Raw genomic sequence first — 18,577 nt, 5'->3', positions numbered from 1 at the left:
CTGATTTGCTTTTTTAATGCCAGCAAAAATGATGAATTACCTGGGTTATCAGTTCGCGGGTGGGCTTGATAAACCGTGTTTCCAGATATTCATCAGGCTGATGAGCCTGATTAATTGAGCCAGGCCCCAACACCAGCGTCGGGCATAACGTTTGAATAAACGGCGCTTCGGTACAGTAGTTCACCACTTCGGTCTTTGCTCCGAGCAATTTCTCAACCACTTCAACCAGTTGATGATTTGGCGGGCATTCATAGCCAGGGATCGGCGGATGCAGCTCGTCGACCGTCAGACGACCCGGCCAGCGTTCGCTCACCGGAGCCAATGCATCGTTGAGCAAACCATTAAGTTCATTGAGTGTCATGCCAGGCAACGGACGAATATCCATATGCAACTCGCAGCAAGCGCAAATACGGTTAGAGGCGTCACCACCGTGAATATGCCCAAGGTTGAGCGTGGGATATGGCACGGTAAACGCTTCGTAGTGATAACGCTCTTTCAGGTTATCGCGCAATTGTAAAATATGACCGATGGCGTCGTGCATCAGTTCGATAGCGTTAACTCCGCGCGACGGATCGCTGGAATGCCCCGACTGACCCAGAATGCGAATGGCATTGGAGATGTGGCCTTTATGCGCGCGTACCGGTTGTAGCGACGTCGGTTCGCCAATGATGGCGCAATCCGGGCGCAGGGCGGTGGTTTCGGCAAAATAACGCGCTCCGGCCATACTGGTTTCTTCATCGGCAGTCGCCAGAATGTAGAGCGGTTTTGCCAGCTTCGTGACGTCGACGTCGCGTAGCGCATCGAGGATAAACGCAAAGAAGCCTTTCATGTCGGCGGTGCCTAAGCCGTAAAGCTTGCCGTCATGCTCCGTCAGCGTAAACGGATCGCGCGTCCAGCGACCATCATCAAACGGCACCGTATCGGTATGACCCGCCAGCAGCAAGCCGCCAGCACCCTGTCCGCAACTGGCCAGCATATTAAATTTGTTGCGAGTTCCTGGCACAGGCTGCACTTCCACATTGAAGCCCAAATCTTTAAACCAGCCCGCCAGCAGAGTGATTAAATCTGCATTGCTTTGATCGAGTGCCTCTTCCGTGGCGCTTATTGAAGGTGTGGCAATCAGAGCACGGTAAATCTCGATAAATGGCGGTAATTTGTTTTTCATTGTTGACACACCTCTGGTCATGATAGTATCAATATTCATGCAGTAATTGTGAATAAAAATACACTAACGTTGAGCGTAATAAAACCCACCAGCCGTAAGGTGAATGTTTTACGTTTAACCTGGCAACCAGACATAAGAAGGTGAATAGCCCCGATGTTGAATACGCTGATTGTGGGTGCCAGCGGCTACGCTGGCGCAGAGCTAGTGACCTATGTAAATCGCCATCCGCATATGAACATAACCGCTTTGACTGTTTCAGCGCAAAGCAATGATGCGGGAAAGTTAATCTCCGATTTGCATCCGCAGCTAAAAGGCATCGTTGATCTGCCGTTGCAGCCGATGTCGGATATCAGCGAGTTTAGCCCAGGGGTGGACGTGGTGTTTCTCGCCACCGCCCATGAAGTTAGCCACGATTTAGCACCGCAATTTCTTGAAGCGGGCTGCGTGGTGTTTGACCTTTCCGGCGCGTTTCGTGTTAACGACGCTGCCTTCTATGAAAAATATTACGGCTTTACCCATCAATACCCGGAACTGCTGGAACAGGCCGCTTATGGTCTGGCGGAGTGGTGCGGCAATAAATTAAAAGAAGCGAACTTAATTGCGGTGCCGGGATGTTATCCGACGGCGGCACAACTGGCGCTGAAACCGTTGATTGATGCCGATCTTCTCGACCTCAGTCAGTGGCCGGTGATTAACGCCACCAGCGGTGTGAGCGGAGCGGGACGTAAGGCAGCGATTTCAAACAGCTTTTGTGAAGTTAGCCTGCAACCGTATGGTGTCTTTACCCATCGCCACCAGCCGGAGATCGCCACGCATCTCGGTGCTGACGTTATCTTCACCCCGCATCTGGGCAATTTCCCGCGCGGCATTCTCGAAACCATTACCTGCCGCCTGAAACCGGGTGTGACCCAGGCGCAAGTCGCGCAAGCGTTACAGCGGGCGTATGCGCATAAACCGCTGGTACGGCTATATGACAAAGGCGTTCCGGCACTGAAAAATGTCGTCGGGCTGCCGTTCTGTGATATCGGGTTTGCCGTTCAGGGCGAGCATCTGATTATTGTGGCGACCGAAGACAATTTATTGAAAGGTGCGGCGGCACAAGCGGTACAGTGCGCCAATATTCGTTTCGGTTATGCGGAAACGCAGTCTCTTATTTAAGGGTGCAATGATGAATCCATTAATTATCAAACTGGGCGGCGTACTGCTGGATAGTGAAGAGGCGCTGGAGCGTCTGTTTAGCGCACTGGTGAATTATCGTGAGTCACATCAGCGTCCGCTGGTGATTGTGCACGGCGGCGGCTGCGTGGTGGATGAGCTGATGAAAGGGCTGAATCTGCCGGTGAAAAAGAAAAATGGCCTGCGGGTAACGCCTGCGGATCAGATAGACATTATCACCGGAGCACTGGCGGGAACGGCAAATAAAACCCTGCTGGCATGGGCGAAGAAACATCAGATTGCGGCCGTAGGTTTGTTTCTCGGTGACGGCGACAGCGTCAAAGTGACCCAGCTTGATGAAGAGTTAGGTCATGTTGGACTGGCGCAGCCAGGTTCGCCTAAGCTTATCAACACATTGCTGGAGAACGGCTATCTGCCGGTGGTCAGCTCCATTGGCGTAACAGACGAAGGGCTACTGATGAACGTCAATGCCGACCAGGCGGCAACGGCGCTGGCGGCAACGCTGGGCGCGGATCTGATTTTGCTCTCCGACGTCAGTGGCATTCTCGACGGCAAAGGGCAACGCATTGCCGAAATGACCGCCGCGAAAGCAGAACAACTGATTGAGCAGGGCATTATTACTGACGGCATGATAGTGAAAGTGAACGCGGCGCTGGATGCTGCGCGCACGCTGGGGCGCCCGGTGGATATCGCCTCCTGGCGTCATGCGGAACAGCTTCCGGCACTGTTTAACGGTATGCCGATGGGTACGCGGATTTTAGCTTAAGTTTTGTTGGCCGGAGGCGCAGCTTTCCGGCATTGAATTTCAAAATAAGGAAACAGAGTTATGGCACTTTGGGGCGGGCGTTTTACCCAGGCAGCAGATCAACGGTTCAAACAATTCAACGACTCACTGCGCTTTGATTACCGTCTGGCGGAGCAGGATATTGTTGGCTCTGTGGCCTGGTCCAAAGCCCTGGTAACGGTCGGCGTGTTAACCGCAGAAGAGCAGGCGCAACTGGAAGAGGCGCTGAACGTGCTGCTGGAAGATGTTCGCGCCAGGCCACAACAAATCCTTGAAAGCGACGCCGAAGATATCCATAGCTGGGTGGAAGGGAAACTGATCGACAAAGTGGGCCAGTTAGGCAAAAAGCTGCATACCGGGCGTAGCCGTAATGATCAGGTAGCGACTGACCTGAAACTGTGGTGCAAAGATACCGTTGCCGAGTTACTGACGGCTAACCGGCAGCTGCAATCGGCGCTGGTGGAAACCGCACAAAACAATCAGGACGCGGTAATGCCGGGTTACACGCACCTGCAACGCGCCCAGCCGGTGACGTTCGCGCACTGGTGCCTGGCGTATGTTGAGATGCTGGCGCGTGATGAAAGCCGTTTGCAGGATGCGCTTAAGCGTCTGGATGTCAGCCCGCTAGGCTGTGGCGCGCTGGCGGGAACGGCCTATGAAATTGACCGTGAACAGTTAGCAGGCTGGCTGGGCTTTGCCTCGGCGACCCGTAACAGTCTCGACAGCGTTTCTGACCGTGATCATGTGCTGGAACTGCTTTCTGCTGCCGCTATCGGCATGGTGCATCTGTCGCGTTTTGCCGAAGATCTGATTTTCTTTAACACCGGCGAAGCGGGGTTTGTGGAGCTTTCTGACCGCGTGACTTCCGGTTCATCATTAATGCCGCAGAAGAAAAACCCGGATGCGCTGGAGCTGATTCGCGGTAAATGCGGTCGAGTGCAGGGCGCGTTAACCGGCATGATGATGACGCTGAAAGGTTTGCCGCTGGCTTACAACAAAGATATGCAGGAAGACAAAGAAGGTTTGTTCGACGCGCTCGATACCTGGCTGGACTGCCTGCATATGGCGGCGCTGGTGCTGGACGGCATTCAGGTGAAACGCCCACGTTGCCAGGAAGCAGCGCAGCAGGGTTATGCGAATGCTACTGAACTGGCGGATTATCTGGTGGCGAAGGGCGTACCGTTCCGCGAGGCGCACCATATCGTGGGTGAAGCGGTGGTGGAAGCCATTCGTCAGGGTAAACCGCTGGAAGATCTGCCGCTGACCGAGTTGCAGAATTTCAGCCAGGTGATTGGCGAAGATGTCTATCCGATTCTGTCGCTGCAATCGTGCCTCGACAAGCGTGCGGCAAAGGGTGGTGTCTCACCGCAACAGGTGGCGCAGGCGATTGCTTTTGCAAGGGCGCGTTTGGGGTAACCTTGTTATTTTGCTCCCCTGAGAATGGGGAGTTTGCCTGATGTGCTTTGTTTATCATGTCTACGTAGTGTTGTACTTGTAGGCATGATAAGACGCGACAGCGTCGCATCAGGCAGTATTCTGTTGACCTTAAATTTAACGCCCAACCAGAACCATTATTTGTCACATGCCTTTTTATTCTTGCTTTACTCTCCCTATAAAAATCATTTTTAAATACACCAGGCGATACACAGTTTAATTAATTGAATATAATTAATTTCTATTGTTGTGTTTATTTTTAAGATTGATGGTGTTTATTATGTGATTGTTTAACGCGTTGTTTTAACGATGATGATTAATAGTGTAGGTCAAATTTGAGGATATTTTTGTTCTCCGCCGGAAATTTTTGTTTTTAATGTGATCACGGTTGAATAATCACCTTTTCTCTCTTGTATGGTAGTAGGCGCGAAATTAAGTTTGAAGCGTCTATTTACAACACAGGAGATTGCAATAATGAAAATTATTGCTGCGGACGTTTTTGTTACTTGCCCCGGGCGTAATTTCGTTACGCTTAAAATAACCACTGAAAGCGGACTTTGTGGGCTGGGAGATGCCACGTTAAATGGTCGCGAATTGTCGGTCGCTTCTTATCTGAAAGATCATCTTTGCCCACAATTAATTGGCCGCGATGCCAGCCGTATCGAAGATATCTGGCAATTCTTTTATAAAGGCGCTTACTGGCGACGTGGTCCCGTCACGATGTCGGCCATTTCTGCCATTGATATGGCGTTGTGGGATATCAAAGCTAAAGCAGCCAATATGCCGCTGTATCAACTGCTTGGCGGTGCTTCTCGTGAGGGCGTGATGGTTTATTGCCATACCACCGGGCGCACGATTGATGAAGTTCTTGAGGATTATGCAAAGCACCAGCAGATGGGCTTTAAGGCGATTCGTGTGCAGTGCGGTGTGCCTGGGATGCAAACCACCTATGGCCTGGCGAAGGGCAAAGGGCTTGCGTATGAACCGGCAACCAAAGGCCAGTGGCCGGAAGAGCAGTTGTGGTCTTCAGAAAAGTATCTCGACTTTACGCCGAAGTTATTTGAGGCGGTGCGCAATAAGTTCGGTTTTAACGAACATCTGTTGCATGACATGCACCATCGCCTGACCCCCATCGAAGCGGCGCGCTTTGGAAAGAGCATTGAAGATTACCGCCTGTTCTGGATGGAAGATCCAACGCCTGCCGAGAATCAGGAATGTTTCCGTTTGATTCGCCAGCATACCGTGACGCCAATTGCGGTCGGAGAAGTGTTTAACAGTATCTGGGATTGCAAGCAGTTAATCGAAGAGCAGTTAATTGACTATATTCGCACGACGATAACCCATGCAGGCGGCATTACCGGGATGCGGCGGATTGCCGATTTTGCATCACTTTATCAGGTACGTACCGGTTCGCACGGTCCTTCTGATTTATCGCCCATTTGCCATGCGGCGGCGCTGCATTTTGACCTCTGGGTGCCAAACTTCGGCGTGCAGGAGTACATGGGCTATTCCGAACAAATGCTTGAAGTCTTCCCGCATAGCTGGCGCTTCGAGGAGGGGTATATGCATCCGGGCGATGAACCGGGGCTGGGTATTTCTTTCGATGAGAAACTGGCGGCGAAATATCCGTATGACCCGGCGTATCTCCCCGTCGCACGACTGGAAGATGGCACATTGTGGAACTGGTAATAACGGTTCGTTTAATTATTTTCTGAATAGTCATCAAATCGATTAATTCCGCTCAAGGAGCTAAAAATGGACGTTGATGTGTCAGGTAGTGTTGCGGGTAATAAACCGCAACGGATTCGTCGTATTCAGGCAGTGACGCTGGTTTTATTATTTATGGCGGGGATCGTTAATTTCCTCGACCGTTCGTCATTGAGTGTGGCAGGAGAAGCAATTCGTGGCGAGTTAGGATTATCGGCAACAGAATTTGGCGTTTTACTTTCTGCATTTTCTCTGTCTTATGGTTTTTCACAACTTCCTTCCGGTATTTTGCTAGACCGCTTTGGCCCACGAATAGTTTTAGGCGCAGGCTTGATATTCTGGTCATTAATGCAGGCATTAACAGGAATGGTTAATTCTTTTAGCCACTTTATTTTAATGCGTATTGGTCTGGGTATTGGCGAAGCGCCATTTATGCCTGCGGGAGTAAAGTCGATCACCGACTGGTATGCACAAAAAGAACGCGGCACGGCGCTGGGGATTTTTAACTCATCTACCGTTATCGGTCAGGCCATCGCGCCTCCTGCTCTTGTATTGATGCAGTTGGCATGGGGCTGGCGGGCGATGTTCGTTATCATCGGCGTAGCGGGGATTCTGGTTGGGATTTGCTGGTACGTGTGGTATCGCAACCGGGCGCAGTTTGTCCTGACCGACGAAGAACGGACGTATCTCTCCGCGCCGGTTAAACCGCGTCCACAGCTGCAATTTAGCGAGTGGCTGGCGCTGTTTAAGCACCGGACAACCTGGGGGATGATTTTAGGTTTCTCTGGGGTTAACTATACCGGTTGGCTCTACATCGCGTGGTTACCCGGTTATTTGCAGGCCGAGCAAGGTTTCAGTCTGGCGAAAACGGGCTGGGTGGCGGCGATTCCTTTCCTCGCGGCGGCGGTCGGGATGTGGGTTAACGGTATTGTTGTCGATCGACTGGCGAAAAAAGGCTACGACCTGGCGAAAACGCGTAAAACGGCTATTGTCTGCGGTTTGATGATGTCGGCATTAGGAACGTTGCTGGTCGTGCAATCTTCCTCGCCTGCGCAAGCGGTGGCGTTTATCTCAATGGCGCTGTTCTGCGTGCATTTTGCGGGAACATCTGCATGGGGACTGGTTCAGGTGATGGTGTCAGAAACAAAAGTGGCTTCCATCGCCGGGATTCAAAACTTTGGTAGTTTTGTCTTTGCTTCCTTTGCCCCGATCGTAACCGGCTGGGTGGTGGATACCACGCACTCGTTTAATCTGGCGCTGGTTATCGCGGCCTGTGTGACCTTCACTGGTGCGCTGTGTTACTTCTTTATCGTCAAAGATCGCATTGAGTAAGTATTGCAGCCTGGCCCTCCGCTGGAGGGTCGGAAGAAATAAAAAAAAAGCGGATCCTGGAGATCCGCAAAAGTTCACGTTGGCTTTAGTTATTCGAGTTGAGAAACTCTCGAAACGGGCAGTGACTTCAAGGGTTAAAGAGGTGCCGCTCCGTTTCTGTGAGCAATTATCAGTCAGAATGCTTGATAGGGATAATCGTTCGTTGCTATGCTACCTATCGCCATGAACTATCGTGGCGATGGAGGATGGATAATGAATATTCGTGATCTTGAGTACCTGGTGGCACTGGCCGAACACCGCCATTTTCGGCGTGCGGCAGATTCCTGCCACGTTAGCCAGCCGACGCTTAGCGGGCAAATTCGTAAGCTGGAAGATGAGCTGGGCGTGATGCTGCTGGAGCGAACCAGCCGTAAAGTGTTATTCACCCAGGCGGGAATGCTGCTGGTGGATCAGGCGCGTACCGTGCTGCGTGAGGTGAAAGTCCTTAAAGAGATGGCAAGCCAGCAGGGCGAGACCATGTCCGGGCCGCTGCACATTGGTTTGATTCCCACGGTCGGGCCTTACCTGCTACCGCATATTATCCCGATGCTGCACCAGACCTTTCCAAAGCTGGAAATGTATCTGCATGAAGCGCAGACCCACCAGTTACTGGCGCAACTGGACAGTGGCAAACTCGATTGCGTGATCCTCGCGCTGGTGAAAGAAAGCGAAGCATTCATTGAAGTGCCGTTGTTTGATGAGCCAATGTTGTTGGCTATCTATGAAGATCACCCGTGGGCGAACCGCGAATGCGTACCGATGGCCGATCTGGCAGGGGAAAAACTGCTGATGCTGGAAGATGGTCACTGTCTGCGCGATCAGGCGATGGGCTTCTGCTTTGAAGCCGGGGCGGATGAAGATACACATTTCCGCGCCACCAGTCTGGAGACGCTGCGCAACATGGTGGCGGCAGGTAGCGGGATCACTTTACTGCCTGCGCTGGCTGTACCGCCAGAGCGCAAACGCGATGGCGTTGTTTATCTGCCGTGCATTAAGCCGGAACCACGCCGCACTATTGGCCTGGTATATCGTCCTGGCTCACCGCTGCGTAGTCGTTATGAACAACTGGCAGAGGCCATCCGCGCACGAATGGATGGCCATTTCGATAAAGCGTTAAAACAGGCGGTTTAAGCCGTTTAGTGCCGCTACCCGATAGGCTTCCGCCATGGTCGGGTAGTTAAAGGTGGTGTTAACGAAGTACTCAATGGTGTTGCCGCCACCTTTCTGTTCCATAATCGCCTGACCGATATGAATAATTTCGGCAGCGCGCTCGCCAAAGCAATGAATCCCAAGAATCTCTTTTGTTTCCCGATGGAATAAGATTTTCAGCGTACCCACGTTCATGCCAACGATTTGCGCTCGCGCCAGATGTTTGAACTGGGCGCGACCCACTTCATACGGCACTTTCATCGCGGTCAGTTGCTGTTCGGTTTTACCGACTGAGCTGATTTCCGGGATGGTGTAGATGCCGGTAGGGATATCTTCAATCAGATGCGCGGTGGCTTCACCTTTCACCAGCGCCTGTGCGGCGATGCGCCCCTGGTCATAGGCCGCCGACGCCAGGCTCGGATAACCAATCACGTCGCCCACGGCATAAACATGCGGCTGTGCGGTTTGATACATGCTATTGACCTTAAGCTGGCCACGACTGTCAGTTTCCAGACCAATATTATGCAGCGCCAGCGAATCGGTATTACCGGTGCGGCCGTTGGCATAGAGCAGGCAGTCGGCTTTTAGTTTCTTGCCTGATTTCAGGTGCATGATTACGCCGTCGTCACAACCTTCAATCTTCTCGTATTCTTCGTTGTGACGAATTACCACACCGCTGTTCCAGAAGTGGTACGAGAGAGAATCTGACATCTCTTGATCAAGAAACGCCAACAAACGATCGCGGGTGTTGATCAGATCCACTTTCACATCCATTCCACGGAAGATCGATGCGTATTCGCAGCCGATCACTCCGGCACCGTAGATAAGCACGTGGCGTGGTTCGTGATGCATGCTAAGAATTGAGTCGCTGTCGTAAATGCGCGGATGGGTAAAATCAACGTCCGCCGGATGATATGGACGAGAGCCGCAGGCAATAACAAATTTTTCTGCGGTCAGCGTTTCGACCGTGCCGTCCGGGCAATCAAGCGCCAGCGTGTGCTCGTCAACAAAGCGAGCGTTCCCCTGCAATATTTCGCAGTGATTACGTTCGTAAAATCCCTGACGCATACGTGTTTGTTGATTAATCACATTATCGGCATGGTTAAGGATATCGGCAAAAGAAGAGCGGAGCAGTCGCGAATGGTCGCTGTAAAGTGGGTTTTGATTGAATTCTATAATGCGGCTGACGGCGTGACGGAGAGCTTTCGACGGGATGGTGCCCCAGTGGGTGCAACCGCCGCCAACATTTTGATAACGCTCGATAACTGCGACGCGCGCACCTTGCTTAACCAGACCCATTGCAGCGCCTTCGCCGCCGGGGCCGGAACCTATTACTATGGCATCGTAATCGTAGGAATGTGGCATGGTAGGGCTTACCTGTTCTTATACATAAAAGCAACAGAATGGTAACATTTTATCGCGGGTAAGCCAATTGATCCCCGTCATTTATCTGGCTATATCGTGAGCGGCCTTTGCTTTGTCTTCCTCCTTCTTATTTTATTTATTCACTATTAATCGCTTTTTCTTGTGACTGGCAGTTTTATCTTGATGAAGTGTGCTTTTTTGTTATTGTCTTTGTGAAATTTTCTTATAAAACAAATATATAAATATTTTATATTGATGGGATATTTGTATTTATACCATCAATAAAATCCGTCAATTAGCCTGTTTATCTATAAATAAGGGAATAGCAGATGATCGAACACTATATTCGTGGGTTTGAGGAAGAACTGCGCGAGATTCGCCATCAGCTCCATGAAAACCCGGAGCTGGGGTTACAGGAGTTTCAAACCAGTGCGTTGGTAGCAGAAAAGCTGCGCCAGTGGGGCTATGAGGTAGAGCAAGGGCTGGCGACGACCGGCGTGGTTGCCACCTTAAAAGTGGGCGACGGAGAGAAAAGTATTGGTTTGCGGGCGGATATGGATGCGTTACCGATTTATGAAAATAGCGGCAAACCCTGGTCCAGCAAACAACCTGGTTTGATGCACGCCTGTGGGCATGACGGGCATACCACAATATTGCTGGGTGCCGCGCGCTATCTTGCCGAAACCCGCCGCTTTAACGGCAAGTTGCGTCTCATCTTCCAGCCAGCTGAAGAGATGATCAACGGCGGTGAGATTATGGTTAAAGAAGGTCTTTTTGACCGTTTCCCCTGCGATGTGATTTTCGGTATGCACAATATGCCGGGTCTGCCGGTTGGCAAGTTTTACTTTCAGCCAGGGGCGCTGATGGCGTCAATGGATCAGTTCCACATTACGGTTCGTGGCTGTGGTGGACATGGTGCGATTCCCCACAAAGCCATCGACCCGGTGCTGGTCGCGGCACATATCACCACCGCATTACAAAGTATTGTGTCGCGCAATGTCGATCCGCTGGAAGCAGCAGTCATTACCGTTGGCAGCATTGTTGCGGGTGAGGCTGCTAACGTCATTCCAGATAGTGCTGAGATGAAAATCAGCGTCCGCTCGCTTAGCCGTGAAACCCAGCAACTTCTTCTGACCCGTATTCCTGCTCTGGCACAAGCCCAGGCCGTTAGCTTTGGCGCTACGGCTGATGTGATGCATGTTAACGGCACTCCGGTGTTAGTGAATGATGAGGCGATGGCGAGATTTGCCTGCCAGGTGGCCTGCGAAACGTTTGGTGAAGACAGGGCGGAGTTTGGCATCAAGCCTCTGATGGGCAGTGAAGACTTCTCTTTCATGCTGGAAGCCCAGCCAAAAGGCGCTTTCCTGTTGTTCGGTAATGGTGACGTCGGGGAAGGTTCCTGCATGGTGCATAACCCCGGGTACGACTTCAACGATGCAAGTCTGGTGCCGGCAAGTAGCTACTGGGGCGCGCTGGTAGAAGCCTGGTTGCAATAAATAAAACAACACACAACAACACTTTCTGGCAAGGAATATGGAATGACGGCGATCGTAAATGAATCGGTGGGCGTAAAGAAAAAGCCCAGCGGTAAGCGGGTGATTTTTGCCTCGGCGTTTGGCAATGCGCTCGAATTTTTTGATTTTGGCGTTTACAACTTTTTTGTGGTCTATATCAGTACACTTTTCTTTCCTCCCAGTGCCGATCATAACGTCGCGCTGTTACTGGCATTTGCAACGTTTGGCGTGAGTTTTTTTATGCGCCCGCTCGGTGGGATTATCGTTGGCGCCTGGGCCGATCGTTTCGGACGCAAACCCGCGATGGTGTTCACCATTGCCCTGATGAGCCTTGGTACACTGATGATCGGCATCGCGCCGACCTATGCGACGGCGGGCTATTGGGGAACGGCAACGCTGGTGCTGGCGCGTCTGATCCAGGGCGTTGCGGCAGGTGGTGAAGTCGGCGCCTCAATGTCTTTGCTGGTTGAGTCTGCGCCGGCAAATCGTCGCGGCTTTTACAGCAGTTGGTCGCTGGCGACCCAGGGGCTGGCAACGACCTTTGGTGGCATCGTCGCTTTAGGGTTGAGTGCATGGCTGCCGTTTGCCACAGGTTCAGAGACCGTAATGGCGGAATGGGGCTGGCGAGTGCCGTTTTTTATTGGTGTGCTGTTAGCACCCATCGGTTGCTGGCTGCGCCTGAGTCTGGAAAATGATGCGCCTGAAGTGGCGAATAAGAAGAGTGCTGCTGCCAGCGAAAGTACGTTTTCCCTGCTTTTGCAACATAAAGCGACTCTCGCTAACGGTGTTTTACTCGCGATTGGCAGTACGGTAGCAACCTATATCTCCCTCTTTTACTACGGCACCTGGGCGGCGAAGTATCTGGCGATGCCTCAACATTATTCTCATGCAGCGATGTTACTGGCTGGCGTTATTACTTTTGTGGGGGCGCTGCTGGTGGGGATGCTGTGTGATTCGGTCGGGCGTAAAAAGCTGATTTTAATCTCCCGTGTGATGGTGCTTCTCTGTAGCTGGCCTTCGTTCTGGCTGTTGGTGAATTACCCAAGCCCTGGCATGTTGCTGGCGGTGGTTTTCGTGATGGTCAGCTTTACTACGCTTGGCGGTGTGCCGGTAATGTTGTTGATTTCCGAACTATTGCCGAAACGGATCCGGGCATTGGGCTTCGCGCTGGTTTATAGCATTGGTGTGGCAATTTTTGGTGGTTTTGCACAATATTTCGCCACGCAATCTATCGTGTTACTGGAGAGTCTGACGGCTCCGGCGTGGTATCTGGGCGGCGGCACGTTGCTGTCGATGCTGGCGTTGTTGTTTGTGAAAGAACCAGCCAAAGAGCTGCAGTAAATGTGTTTTATTGCGTTACCGTTCATTCACAACACTGGAGCAATCCAGTATGTTCATTCTCTGGTATAGTGCCAGCAGTACTTTTGGCAAGGATTCAGACATTGTGATGGGCGTAAGAGCGCAACAAAAAGAAAAAACCCGCCGTTCGCTGGTGGAAGCCGCATTTAGCCAATTAAGTGCTGAACGCAGCTTCGCCAGCCTGAGTTTGCGTGAAGTGGCGCGAGAAGCGGGCATTGCTCCCACCTCTTTTTACCGGCATTTCCGCGACGTAGACGAACTTGGTCTGACCATGGTTGATGAGAGCGGTTTGATGCTGCGCCAACTCATGCGCCAGGCGCGTCAGCGTATTGCCAAAGGCGGGAGTGTGATCCGTACCTCGGTCTCCACATTTATGGAGTTCATCGGTAATAATCCGAACGCCTTCCGGTTATTATTGCGGGAACGCTCCGGCACTTCCGCTGCGTTTCGTGCCGCCGTTGCGCGTGAAATTCAGCACTTCATTGCGGAACTTGCGGACTATCTGGAACTCGAAAACCACATGCCTCGTGCGTTTACTGAAGCGCAAGCCGAAGCAATGGTGACGATTGTCTTCAGTGCTGGTGCCGAGGCGTTGGACGTCGGCGTCGAACAACGTCGGCAATTAGAAGAGCGACTGGTACTGCAACTGCGAATGATTTCGAAAGGGGCTTATTACTGGTATCGCCGTGAACAAGAGAAAACCGCAACTATTCCGGGAAATGTGAAGGACGAGTAATGAAACAAGCAAATCAAGATAGAGGTACGCTGCTGCTGGCGTTGGTTGCTGGCTTATCGATCAATGGTACGTTTGCGGCGCTGTTTAGCTCCATTGTGCCATTTTCTGTATTCCCGATTATTTCTCTGGTGCTGACGGTTTACTGCCTGCATCAACGTTATCTTAATCGCACCATGCCGGTAGGCTTGCCGGGGCTGGCTGCCGCCTGTTTTATTCTCGGCGTTCTGCTGTACAGCACGGTGGTTCGTGCGGAATATCCGGATATCGGTTCTAACTTCTTCCCGGCAGTGCTGTCCGTCATTATGGTGTTCTGGATTGGCGCGAAGATGCGTAACCGTAAGCAGGAAGTTGCTGAGTAATCAGTAACATGCCGGATGCTGGCGCATCCGGCATGGGTTTTACTTCGCCGTCAGTAACACGCCGCACTCCATATGGTGCGTGTAGGGGAACTGATCAAACAGAGCCAGACGTTCAACTTTGTGCGTCTGGTTTAATGTTTCCAGATTCTTGCATAACGTTTCCGGGTTGCAGGAGATGTACAAAATACGCGGATACGCCTGCACCATTTTCTCGGTTTCACTGTCCAGACCGCTGCGCGGCGGATCGACAAAAATGGTTTCGCACTGATAACTCTTTAAATCGATCCCTTGCAGGCGGTTAAACTCGCGCACACCATTCATCGCTTGGGTAAACTCTTCCGCCGCCATACGAATAATTTGTACGTTATCAATATGGTTAGCAGCAATATTGTATTGCGCGGCAGCGACCGATGGCTTAGCGATTTCGGTAGCTAATACTCGATCAAAATTGCGCGCCAGAGCTAATGAAAAATTACCGTTGCCGCAGTACAGCTCCAGTAAATCACCTTTTGAACCTTTGGTTACATCCAGCGCCCATTCCAGCATCTGAATATTCATCGCCGCGTTCGGCTGAGTGAAGCTGTTCTCCACCTGACGGTAGATCATCTCTTTCCCTGCAACCGGCAGACGTTCGTCGATGTAATCTTGATCCAACTCGATTTTGGTTTTCGTTGCCCGACCAATCAGATGCACATTCAGATTCTGCGCTCGCAGTGCATCGCGCAGGGCTTCTGCCTGCTGGCGCCACTCGTCATCCAGCTTTTTATGGTACAGCAGGGAAACCACCGCCTGATTGCTCAGCGTGGTGAGGTAATCAATCTGGAACAACTTGTGGCGCAGAACGGGATTATTGCGCACACCCGCAATCATCGCGCCCATCAACTGGTTGATAAGTTCACTGGCGGCGGGGAAGCTATCCACGCGGATGCGGCTTTTGGTTTGTTGATCGAAAATGATGTGATACAGGTCATCGCCATCGTGCCAGATGCGGAACTCTGCACGCATCCGGTAATGACTGACCGGCGAGCGAAACACTTCCGGAACCAGGTCAGAAAACGGCGCCATCATACTTTGCAAACGTACCACTTTTTCGGCTAACTGCGCTTCATACTGTTCTGTTGGAAGGTGTTCGGGGGTCATGATGTATCCTGAAAATGAAATGTACGCGGCGATTGTAGGGATTGCTCATCAGATGTCCAGATCTTGATAGATTCCTATTTGTGAGCTACGTCTGGACAGCAACTTGTTACAACCTGTAGCATCCACTCGCCGGTCCTGTGAGTTAATAGGGAATCCAGTGCGAATCTGGAGCTGACGCGCAGCGGTAAGGAAAGGTGCGATGATTGCGTAATGCGGACACTGCCATCCGGTGGGAAGTCATCATCTCTTTGTATCCTCAGATACCCCTCCAAGCCCGAAGACCTGCCGGCTAACGTCGCATCTGGTTCTCATCATCGCGTAATATTGGTGAAACCTGCGGCATCCTTCTTCTATTGTGGATGCTTTACAATGATTAAAAAAGCTTCGCTGCTGACGGCGTGTTCCGTCACAGCCTTTTCCGCTTGGGCACAGGATACCAGCCCGGATACTCTCGTCGTTACTGCTAACCGTTTTGAACAGCCGCGCAGCACTGTGCTTGCACCAACCACCGTTGTGACGCGTCAGGATATCGACCGCTGGCAGTCGACCTCGGTCAATGATGTGCTGCGCCGTCTCCCTGGTGTGGATATCACCCAAAACGGCGGTTCAGGTCAGCTCTCATCTATTTTTATTCGCGGTACAAATGCCAGTCATGTGTTGGTGTTAATTGATGGTGTGCGCCTGAATCTGGCGGGGGTGAGTGGTTCTGCTGACCTTAGTCAGTTCCCTATTGCGCTTGTCCAGCGTGTTGAATATATCCGTGGGCCGCGTTCCGCCGTATATGGTTCCGATGCAATAGGCGGGGTGGTGAATATCATCACGACGCGCGATGAACCCGGAACGGAAATTTCAGCAGGGTGGGGAAGCCATAGTTATCAGAACTATGATGTTTCTACGCAGCAACAACTGGGGGATAAGACACGAGTAACGTTGTTGGGCGATTATGCCCATACTCATGGTTATGATGTTGTCGCTTATGGCAATACCGGAACGCAAGCGCAGCCAGATAACGATGGTTTCTTAAGTAAAACGCTTTATGGCGCGCTGGAGCATAACTTTACTGATGCCTGGAGCGGCTTTGTGCGCGGCTATGGCTATGATAACCGTACCAATTATGACGCGTATTATTCTCCCGGCTCGCCGCTGCTCGATACTCGCAAACTCTATAGCCAAAGTTGGGATGCCGGGCTGCGCTATAACGGCGAACTGATTAAATCACAACTCATTACCAGCTATAGCCATAGCAAAGATTACAACTACGATCCCCATTATGGTCGTTATGATTCGTCCGCAACGCTTGATGAGATGAAGCAATACACCGTTCAGTGGGCAAACAATGTCATCGTTGGTCACGGTAGTATTGGTGCGGGTGTCGACTGGCAGAAACAGACTACGACGCCGGGTACAGGTTATGTTGAGGATGGATATGATCAACGTAATACCGGCATCTATCTGACCGGGCTGCAACAAGTCGGCGATTTTACCTTTGAAGGCGCAGCACGCAGCGACGATAACTCACAGTTTGGTCGTCATGGAACCTGGCAAACCAGCGTCGGTTGGGAATTCATCGAAGGTTATCGGTTTATCGCTTCTTATGGTACGTCGTACAAGGCACCTAATCTTGGGCAACTCTATGGCTTCTACGGTAATCCGGATCTGAACCCTGAGAAAAGCAAACAGTGGGAAGGGGCGTTTGAAGGCTTAACTGCTGGAGTGAACTGGCGTATTTCCGGATACCGTAACGATGTTAGTGACTTGATCGATTACGATGATCACACCCTCAAATACTACAACGAAGGGAAAGCGCGGATTAAGGGCGTCGAGGCGACCGCCAATTTTGATACCGGACCGCTGACGCATACGGTGAGTTATGATTATGTCGATGCGCGTAACGCGATTACCGACACGCCGTTGCTACGTCGCGCTAAACAGCAGGTGAAATATCAGCTCGACTGGCAACTGTATGACTTCGACTGGGGTATTACTTATCAGTATTTAGGCACTCGCTATGATAAGGATTACTCATCTTATCCTTATCAAACCGTTAAAATGGGCGGTGTGAGCTTGTGGGATCTTGCGGTTGCGTATCCGGTCACCTCTCATCTGACTGTTCGTGGTAAAATAGCCAACTTGTTCGACAAAGATTACGAGACAGTCTATGGCTACCAAACTGCAGGACGGGAATACACCTTGTCTGGCAGCTACACCTTCTGAACCACGTCCCACCGTGCTGGTGTTTGACTCCGGCGTCGGTGGGCTGTCGGTCTATGACGAGATCCGGCGTCTCTTACCGGATCTCCATTACATTTATGCTTTCGATAATGTCGCTTTCCCGTATGGCGAAAAAAGCGAAGCGTTTATTGTTGAGCGAGTGGTGGAAATTGTCACTGCGGTGCAAGAGCATTATCCCCTTGCGCTGGCTGTGGTGGCCTGCAACACCGCCAGCACCGTTTCGCTTCCTGCTTTGCGCGAAAAGTTCGCTTTCCCGGTTGTCGGCGTCGTGCCGGCGATTAAACCCGCAGCGCGTCTGACCGCTAATGGCATTGTTGGATTGCTGGCAACTCGCGGAACAGTTAAACGTTCTTATACCCATGAACTGATTGCGCGTTTCGCCAATGAATGTCAGATAGAAATGCTCGGATCGGCAGAGATGGTTGAGCTGGCTGAAGCGAAACTGCATGGCGACGAAGTTTCTCTGGATGCGCTAAAGCGTATCTTGCGTCCGTGGTTAAGAATGAAAGAGCCACCAGATACTGTTGTTCTGGGGTGTACTCATTTCCCTCTATTACGAGAAGAACTGTTACAGGTGCTACCAGAGGGAACACGGCTGGTAGATTCTGGCGCAGCAATTGCCCGCCGAACGGCCTGGTTGTTAGAACATGAAGCCCCGGATGCAAAATCTGCCGATGCGAATGTTGCCTTTTGTATGGCAATGACGCCGGAAGCAGAACAATTATTGCCCGTTTTACAGCGTTACGGTTTCAAAACGCTCGAAAAACTGGCAGTTTCAGGCTGATTTGGTTGAATGTTGCGCATTCGGAAAATTATTTTAAATTTCCTCTTGTCAGCTCAGAATAACTCCCTATAATGCGCCACCACTGACACGGAACAACGGCAAACACGCCGCCGGGTCAGCGGGATTCTCCTGAGAATCTCAACAGAGAAAAGCAAAAAATGCTTGACTCTGTAGCGGGAAAGCGTATTATGCACACCCCGCGCCGCTGAGAAAAAGCGAAGCGGCACTGCTCTTTAACAATTTATCAGACAATCTGTGTGGGCACTCGAAGATACGGATTCTTAACGTCGCAAGACGATAAA

The 18,577-nt window shown here is 51.4% G+C and carries 15 protein-coding genes and 1 riboswitch; of the genes, 12 read left to right on the top strand and 3 right to left on the bottom strand.

What is annotated here, in order from left to right:
- Positions 1-13: 13 nt before the first annotated feature.
- A complete protein-coding gene (argE, locus tag A7Z29_RS17985; RefSeq protein ID WP_085461436.1) occupies positions 14-1,165 on the bottom strand; it encodes an acetylornithine deacetylase in 1,152 nt (383 codons plus the stop codon).
- A gap of 153 nt (positions 1,166-1,318) precedes the next feature.
- Between argE and argC the strand changes: the two genes are divergently transcribed.
- From argC to oxyR, 6 genes are all read left to right on the top strand, one after another.
- On the top strand, positions 1,319-2,323 hold the full coding sequence (gene argC, locus A7Z29_RS17980) for an N-acetyl-gamma-glutamyl-phosphate reductase (RefSeq protein WP_000935358.1): 1,005 nt from the start codon (positions 1,319-1,321) through the stop codon (positions 2,321-2,323).
- Between the two features lie 7 nt (positions 2,324-2,330).
- Positions 2,331-3,107, top strand: coding sequence for an acetylglutamate kinase (gene argB, locus A7Z29_RS17975; protein WP_105290580.1), 777 nt, complete (start codon positions 2,331-2,333; stop codon positions 3,105-3,107).
- A 60-nt stretch (positions 3,108-3,167) separates the two neighbouring features.
- Positions 3,168-4,541 (top strand): argininosuccinate lyase, encoded by a 1,374-nt coding sequence (gene argH, locus A7Z29_RS17970; RefSeq protein ID WP_105290579.1) that lies wholly within the window; start codon positions 3,168-3,170, stop codon positions 4,539-4,541.
- 492 nt (positions 4,542-5,033) lie between these two features.
- On the top strand, positions 5,034-6,248 hold the full coding sequence (gene manD, locus A7Z29_RS17965) for a D-mannonate dehydratase ManD (RefSeq protein ID WP_085461434.1): 1,215 nt from the start codon (positions 5,034-5,036) through the stop codon (positions 6,246-6,248).
- Between the two features lie 66 nt (positions 6,249-6,314).
- Positions 6,315-7,598: an MFS transporter gene (locus tag A7Z29_RS17960; protein ID WP_105290578.1), complete on the top strand. Its 1,284-nt coding sequence runs from the start codon at positions 6,315-6,317 to the stop codon at positions 7,596-7,598.
- Between the two features lie 252 nt (positions 7,599-7,850).
- Complete coding sequence (gene oxyR / locus A7Z29_RS17955) at positions 7,851-8,768, top strand: DNA-binding transcriptional regulator OxyR (RefSeq protein ID WP_001025936.1); 918 nt, start codon at positions 7,851-7,853, stop codon at positions 8,766-8,768.
- On the opposite strand, the gene sthA is transcribed toward oxyR, so the two are convergent.
- A complete protein-coding gene (sthA, locus tag A7Z29_RS17950; protein WP_001120821.1) occupies positions 8,751-10,151 on the bottom strand; it encodes a Si-specific NAD(P)(+) transhydrogenase in 1,401 nt (466 codons plus the stop codon). The genes oxyR and sthA overlap by 18 nt on opposite strands.
- A 329-nt stretch (positions 10,152-10,480) precedes the next feature.
- Between sthA and A7Z29_RS17945 the strand changes: the two genes are divergently transcribed.
- The 4 genes from A7Z29_RS17945 to A7Z29_RS17930 all read left to right on the top strand — a co-directional run bounded on the left by A7Z29_RS17945 (position 10,481) and on the right by A7Z29_RS17930 (position 14,119).
- Entirely contained in the window at positions 10,481-11,647 is a 1,167-nt protein-coding gene (locus A7Z29_RS17945) for a M20 aminoacylase family protein (protein WP_105290577.1), read from the top strand.
- A gap of 42 nt (positions 11,648-11,689) precedes the next feature.
- Positions 11,690-13,006 carry a citrate-proton symporter gene (locus A7Z29_RS17940; RefSeq protein WP_105290576.1) on the top strand — a complete coding sequence of 439 codons (1,317 nt, stop codon included), beginning with the start codon at positions 11,690-11,692 and terminating at the stop codon, positions 13,004-13,006.
- 103 nt (positions 13,007-13,109) lie between these two features.
- Positions 13,110-13,760 (top strand): HTH-type transcriptional repressor FabR, encoded by a 651-nt coding sequence (gene fabR / locus A7Z29_RS17935; protein WP_123007655.1) that lies wholly within the window; start codon positions 13,110-13,112, stop codon positions 13,758-13,760.
- Entirely contained in the window at positions 13,760-14,119 is a 360-nt protein-coding gene (locus A7Z29_RS17930) for a YijD family membrane protein (protein ID WP_000806411.1), read from the top strand. The genes fabR and A7Z29_RS17930 overlap by 1 nt, the downstream gene beginning before the upstream one ends.
- 39 nt (positions 14,120-14,158) lie before the next feature.
- Here the strand turns inward: A7Z29_RS17930 and trmA are convergent, their stop codons facing one another.
- Positions 14,159-15,259, bottom strand: a complete 1,101-nt coding sequence (trmA, locus tag A7Z29_RS17925; RefSeq protein ID WP_085461431.1) for a tRNA (uridine(54)-C5)-methyltransferase TrmA — start codon at positions 15,257-15,259, stop codon at positions 14,159-14,161.
- Between the two features lie 113 nt (positions 15,260-15,372).
- Positions 15,373-15,563: riboswitch (cobalamin riboswitch) on the top strand.
- Between the two features lie 65 nt (positions 15,564-15,628).
- Between trmA and btuB the strand changes: the two genes are divergently transcribed.
- Positions 15,629-17,473 carry a TonB-dependent vitamin B12 receptor BtuB gene (btuB, locus tag A7Z29_RS17920; protein WP_000591347.1) on the top strand — a complete coding sequence of 615 codons (1,845 nt, stop codon included), beginning with the start codon at positions 15,629-15,631 and terminating at the stop codon, positions 17,471-17,473.
- The gene (gene murI / locus A7Z29_RS17915) at positions 17,418-18,275 is read left to right on the top strand and encodes a glutamate racemase (RefSeq protein ID WP_085461430.1); all 858 of its coding nucleotides are present in this window, start codon (positions 17,418-17,420) and stop codon (positions 18,273-18,275) included. Before btuB ends, murI begins: the two co-directional genes overlap by 56 nt.
- Positions 18,276-18,577: the final 302 nt, after the last annotated feature.

Origin of the sequence: Escherichia sp. MOD1-EC6842, assembly GCF_002965705.1 — a bacterium.
Taxonomy (GTDB): Bacteria; Pseudomonadota; Gammaproteobacteria; order Enterobacterales; family Enterobacteriaceae; genus Escherichia; species Escherichia ruysiae.
The sequence above is the reverse complement of the archived record's forward strand: the minus strand, read 5'-3'. Positions and strand labels throughout refer to the sequence as shown.

Excerpts from the sequence above, each read along its gene's own strand:
- argE (WP_085461436.1), bottom strand. The coding sequence starts at position 1,165 with ATGAAAAACAAATTACCGCCATTTATCGAGATTTACCGTGCTCTGATT.
- argC (WP_000935358.1), top strand. The coding sequence starts at position 1,319 with ATGTTGAATACGCTGATTGTGGGTGCCAGCGGCTACGCTGGCGCAGAG.
- argB (WP_105290580.1), top strand. The coding sequence starts at position 2,331 with ATGATGAATCCATTAATTATCAAACTGGGCGGCGTACTGCTGGATAGT.
- argH (WP_105290579.1), top strand. The coding sequence starts at position 3,168 with ATGGCACTTTGGGGCGGGCGTTTTACCCAGGCAGCAGATCAACGGTTC.
- manD (WP_085461434.1), top strand. The coding sequence starts at position 5,034 with ATGAAAATTATTGCTGCGGACGTTTTTGTTACTTGCCCCGGGCGTAAT.
- A7Z29_RS17960 (WP_105290578.1), top strand. The coding sequence starts at position 6,315 with ATGGACGTTGATGTGTCAGGTAGTGTTGCGGGTAATAAACCGCAACGG.
- oxyR (WP_001025936.1), top strand. The coding sequence starts at position 7,851 with ATGAATATTCGTGATCTTGAGTACCTGGTGGCACTGGCCGAACACCGC.
- sthA (WP_001120821.1), bottom strand. The coding sequence starts at position 10,151 with ATGCCACATTCCTACGATTACGATGCCATAGTAATAGGTTCCGGCCCC.
- A7Z29_RS17945 (WP_105290577.1), top strand. The coding sequence starts at position 10,481 with ATGATCGAACACTATATTCGTGGGTTTGAGGAAGAACTGCGCGAGATT.
- A7Z29_RS17940 (WP_105290576.1), top strand. The coding sequence starts at position 11,690 with ATGACGGCGATCGTAAATGAATCGGTGGGCGTAAAGAAAAAGCCCAGC.
- A7Z29_RS17930 (WP_000806411.1), top strand. The coding sequence starts at position 13,760 with ATGAAACAAGCAAATCAAGATAGAGGTACGCTGCTGCTGGCGTTGGTT.
- trmA (WP_085461431.1), bottom strand. The coding sequence starts at position 15,259 with ATGACCCCCGAACACCTTCCAACAGAACAGTATGAAGCGCAGTTAGCC.
- btuB (WP_000591347.1), top strand. The coding sequence starts at position 15,629 with ATGATTAAAAAAGCTTCGCTGCTGACGGCGTGTTCCGTCACAGCCTTT.
- murI (WP_085461430.1), top strand. The coding sequence starts at position 17,418 with ATGGCTACCAAACTGCAGGACGGGAATACACCTTGTCTGGCAGCTACA.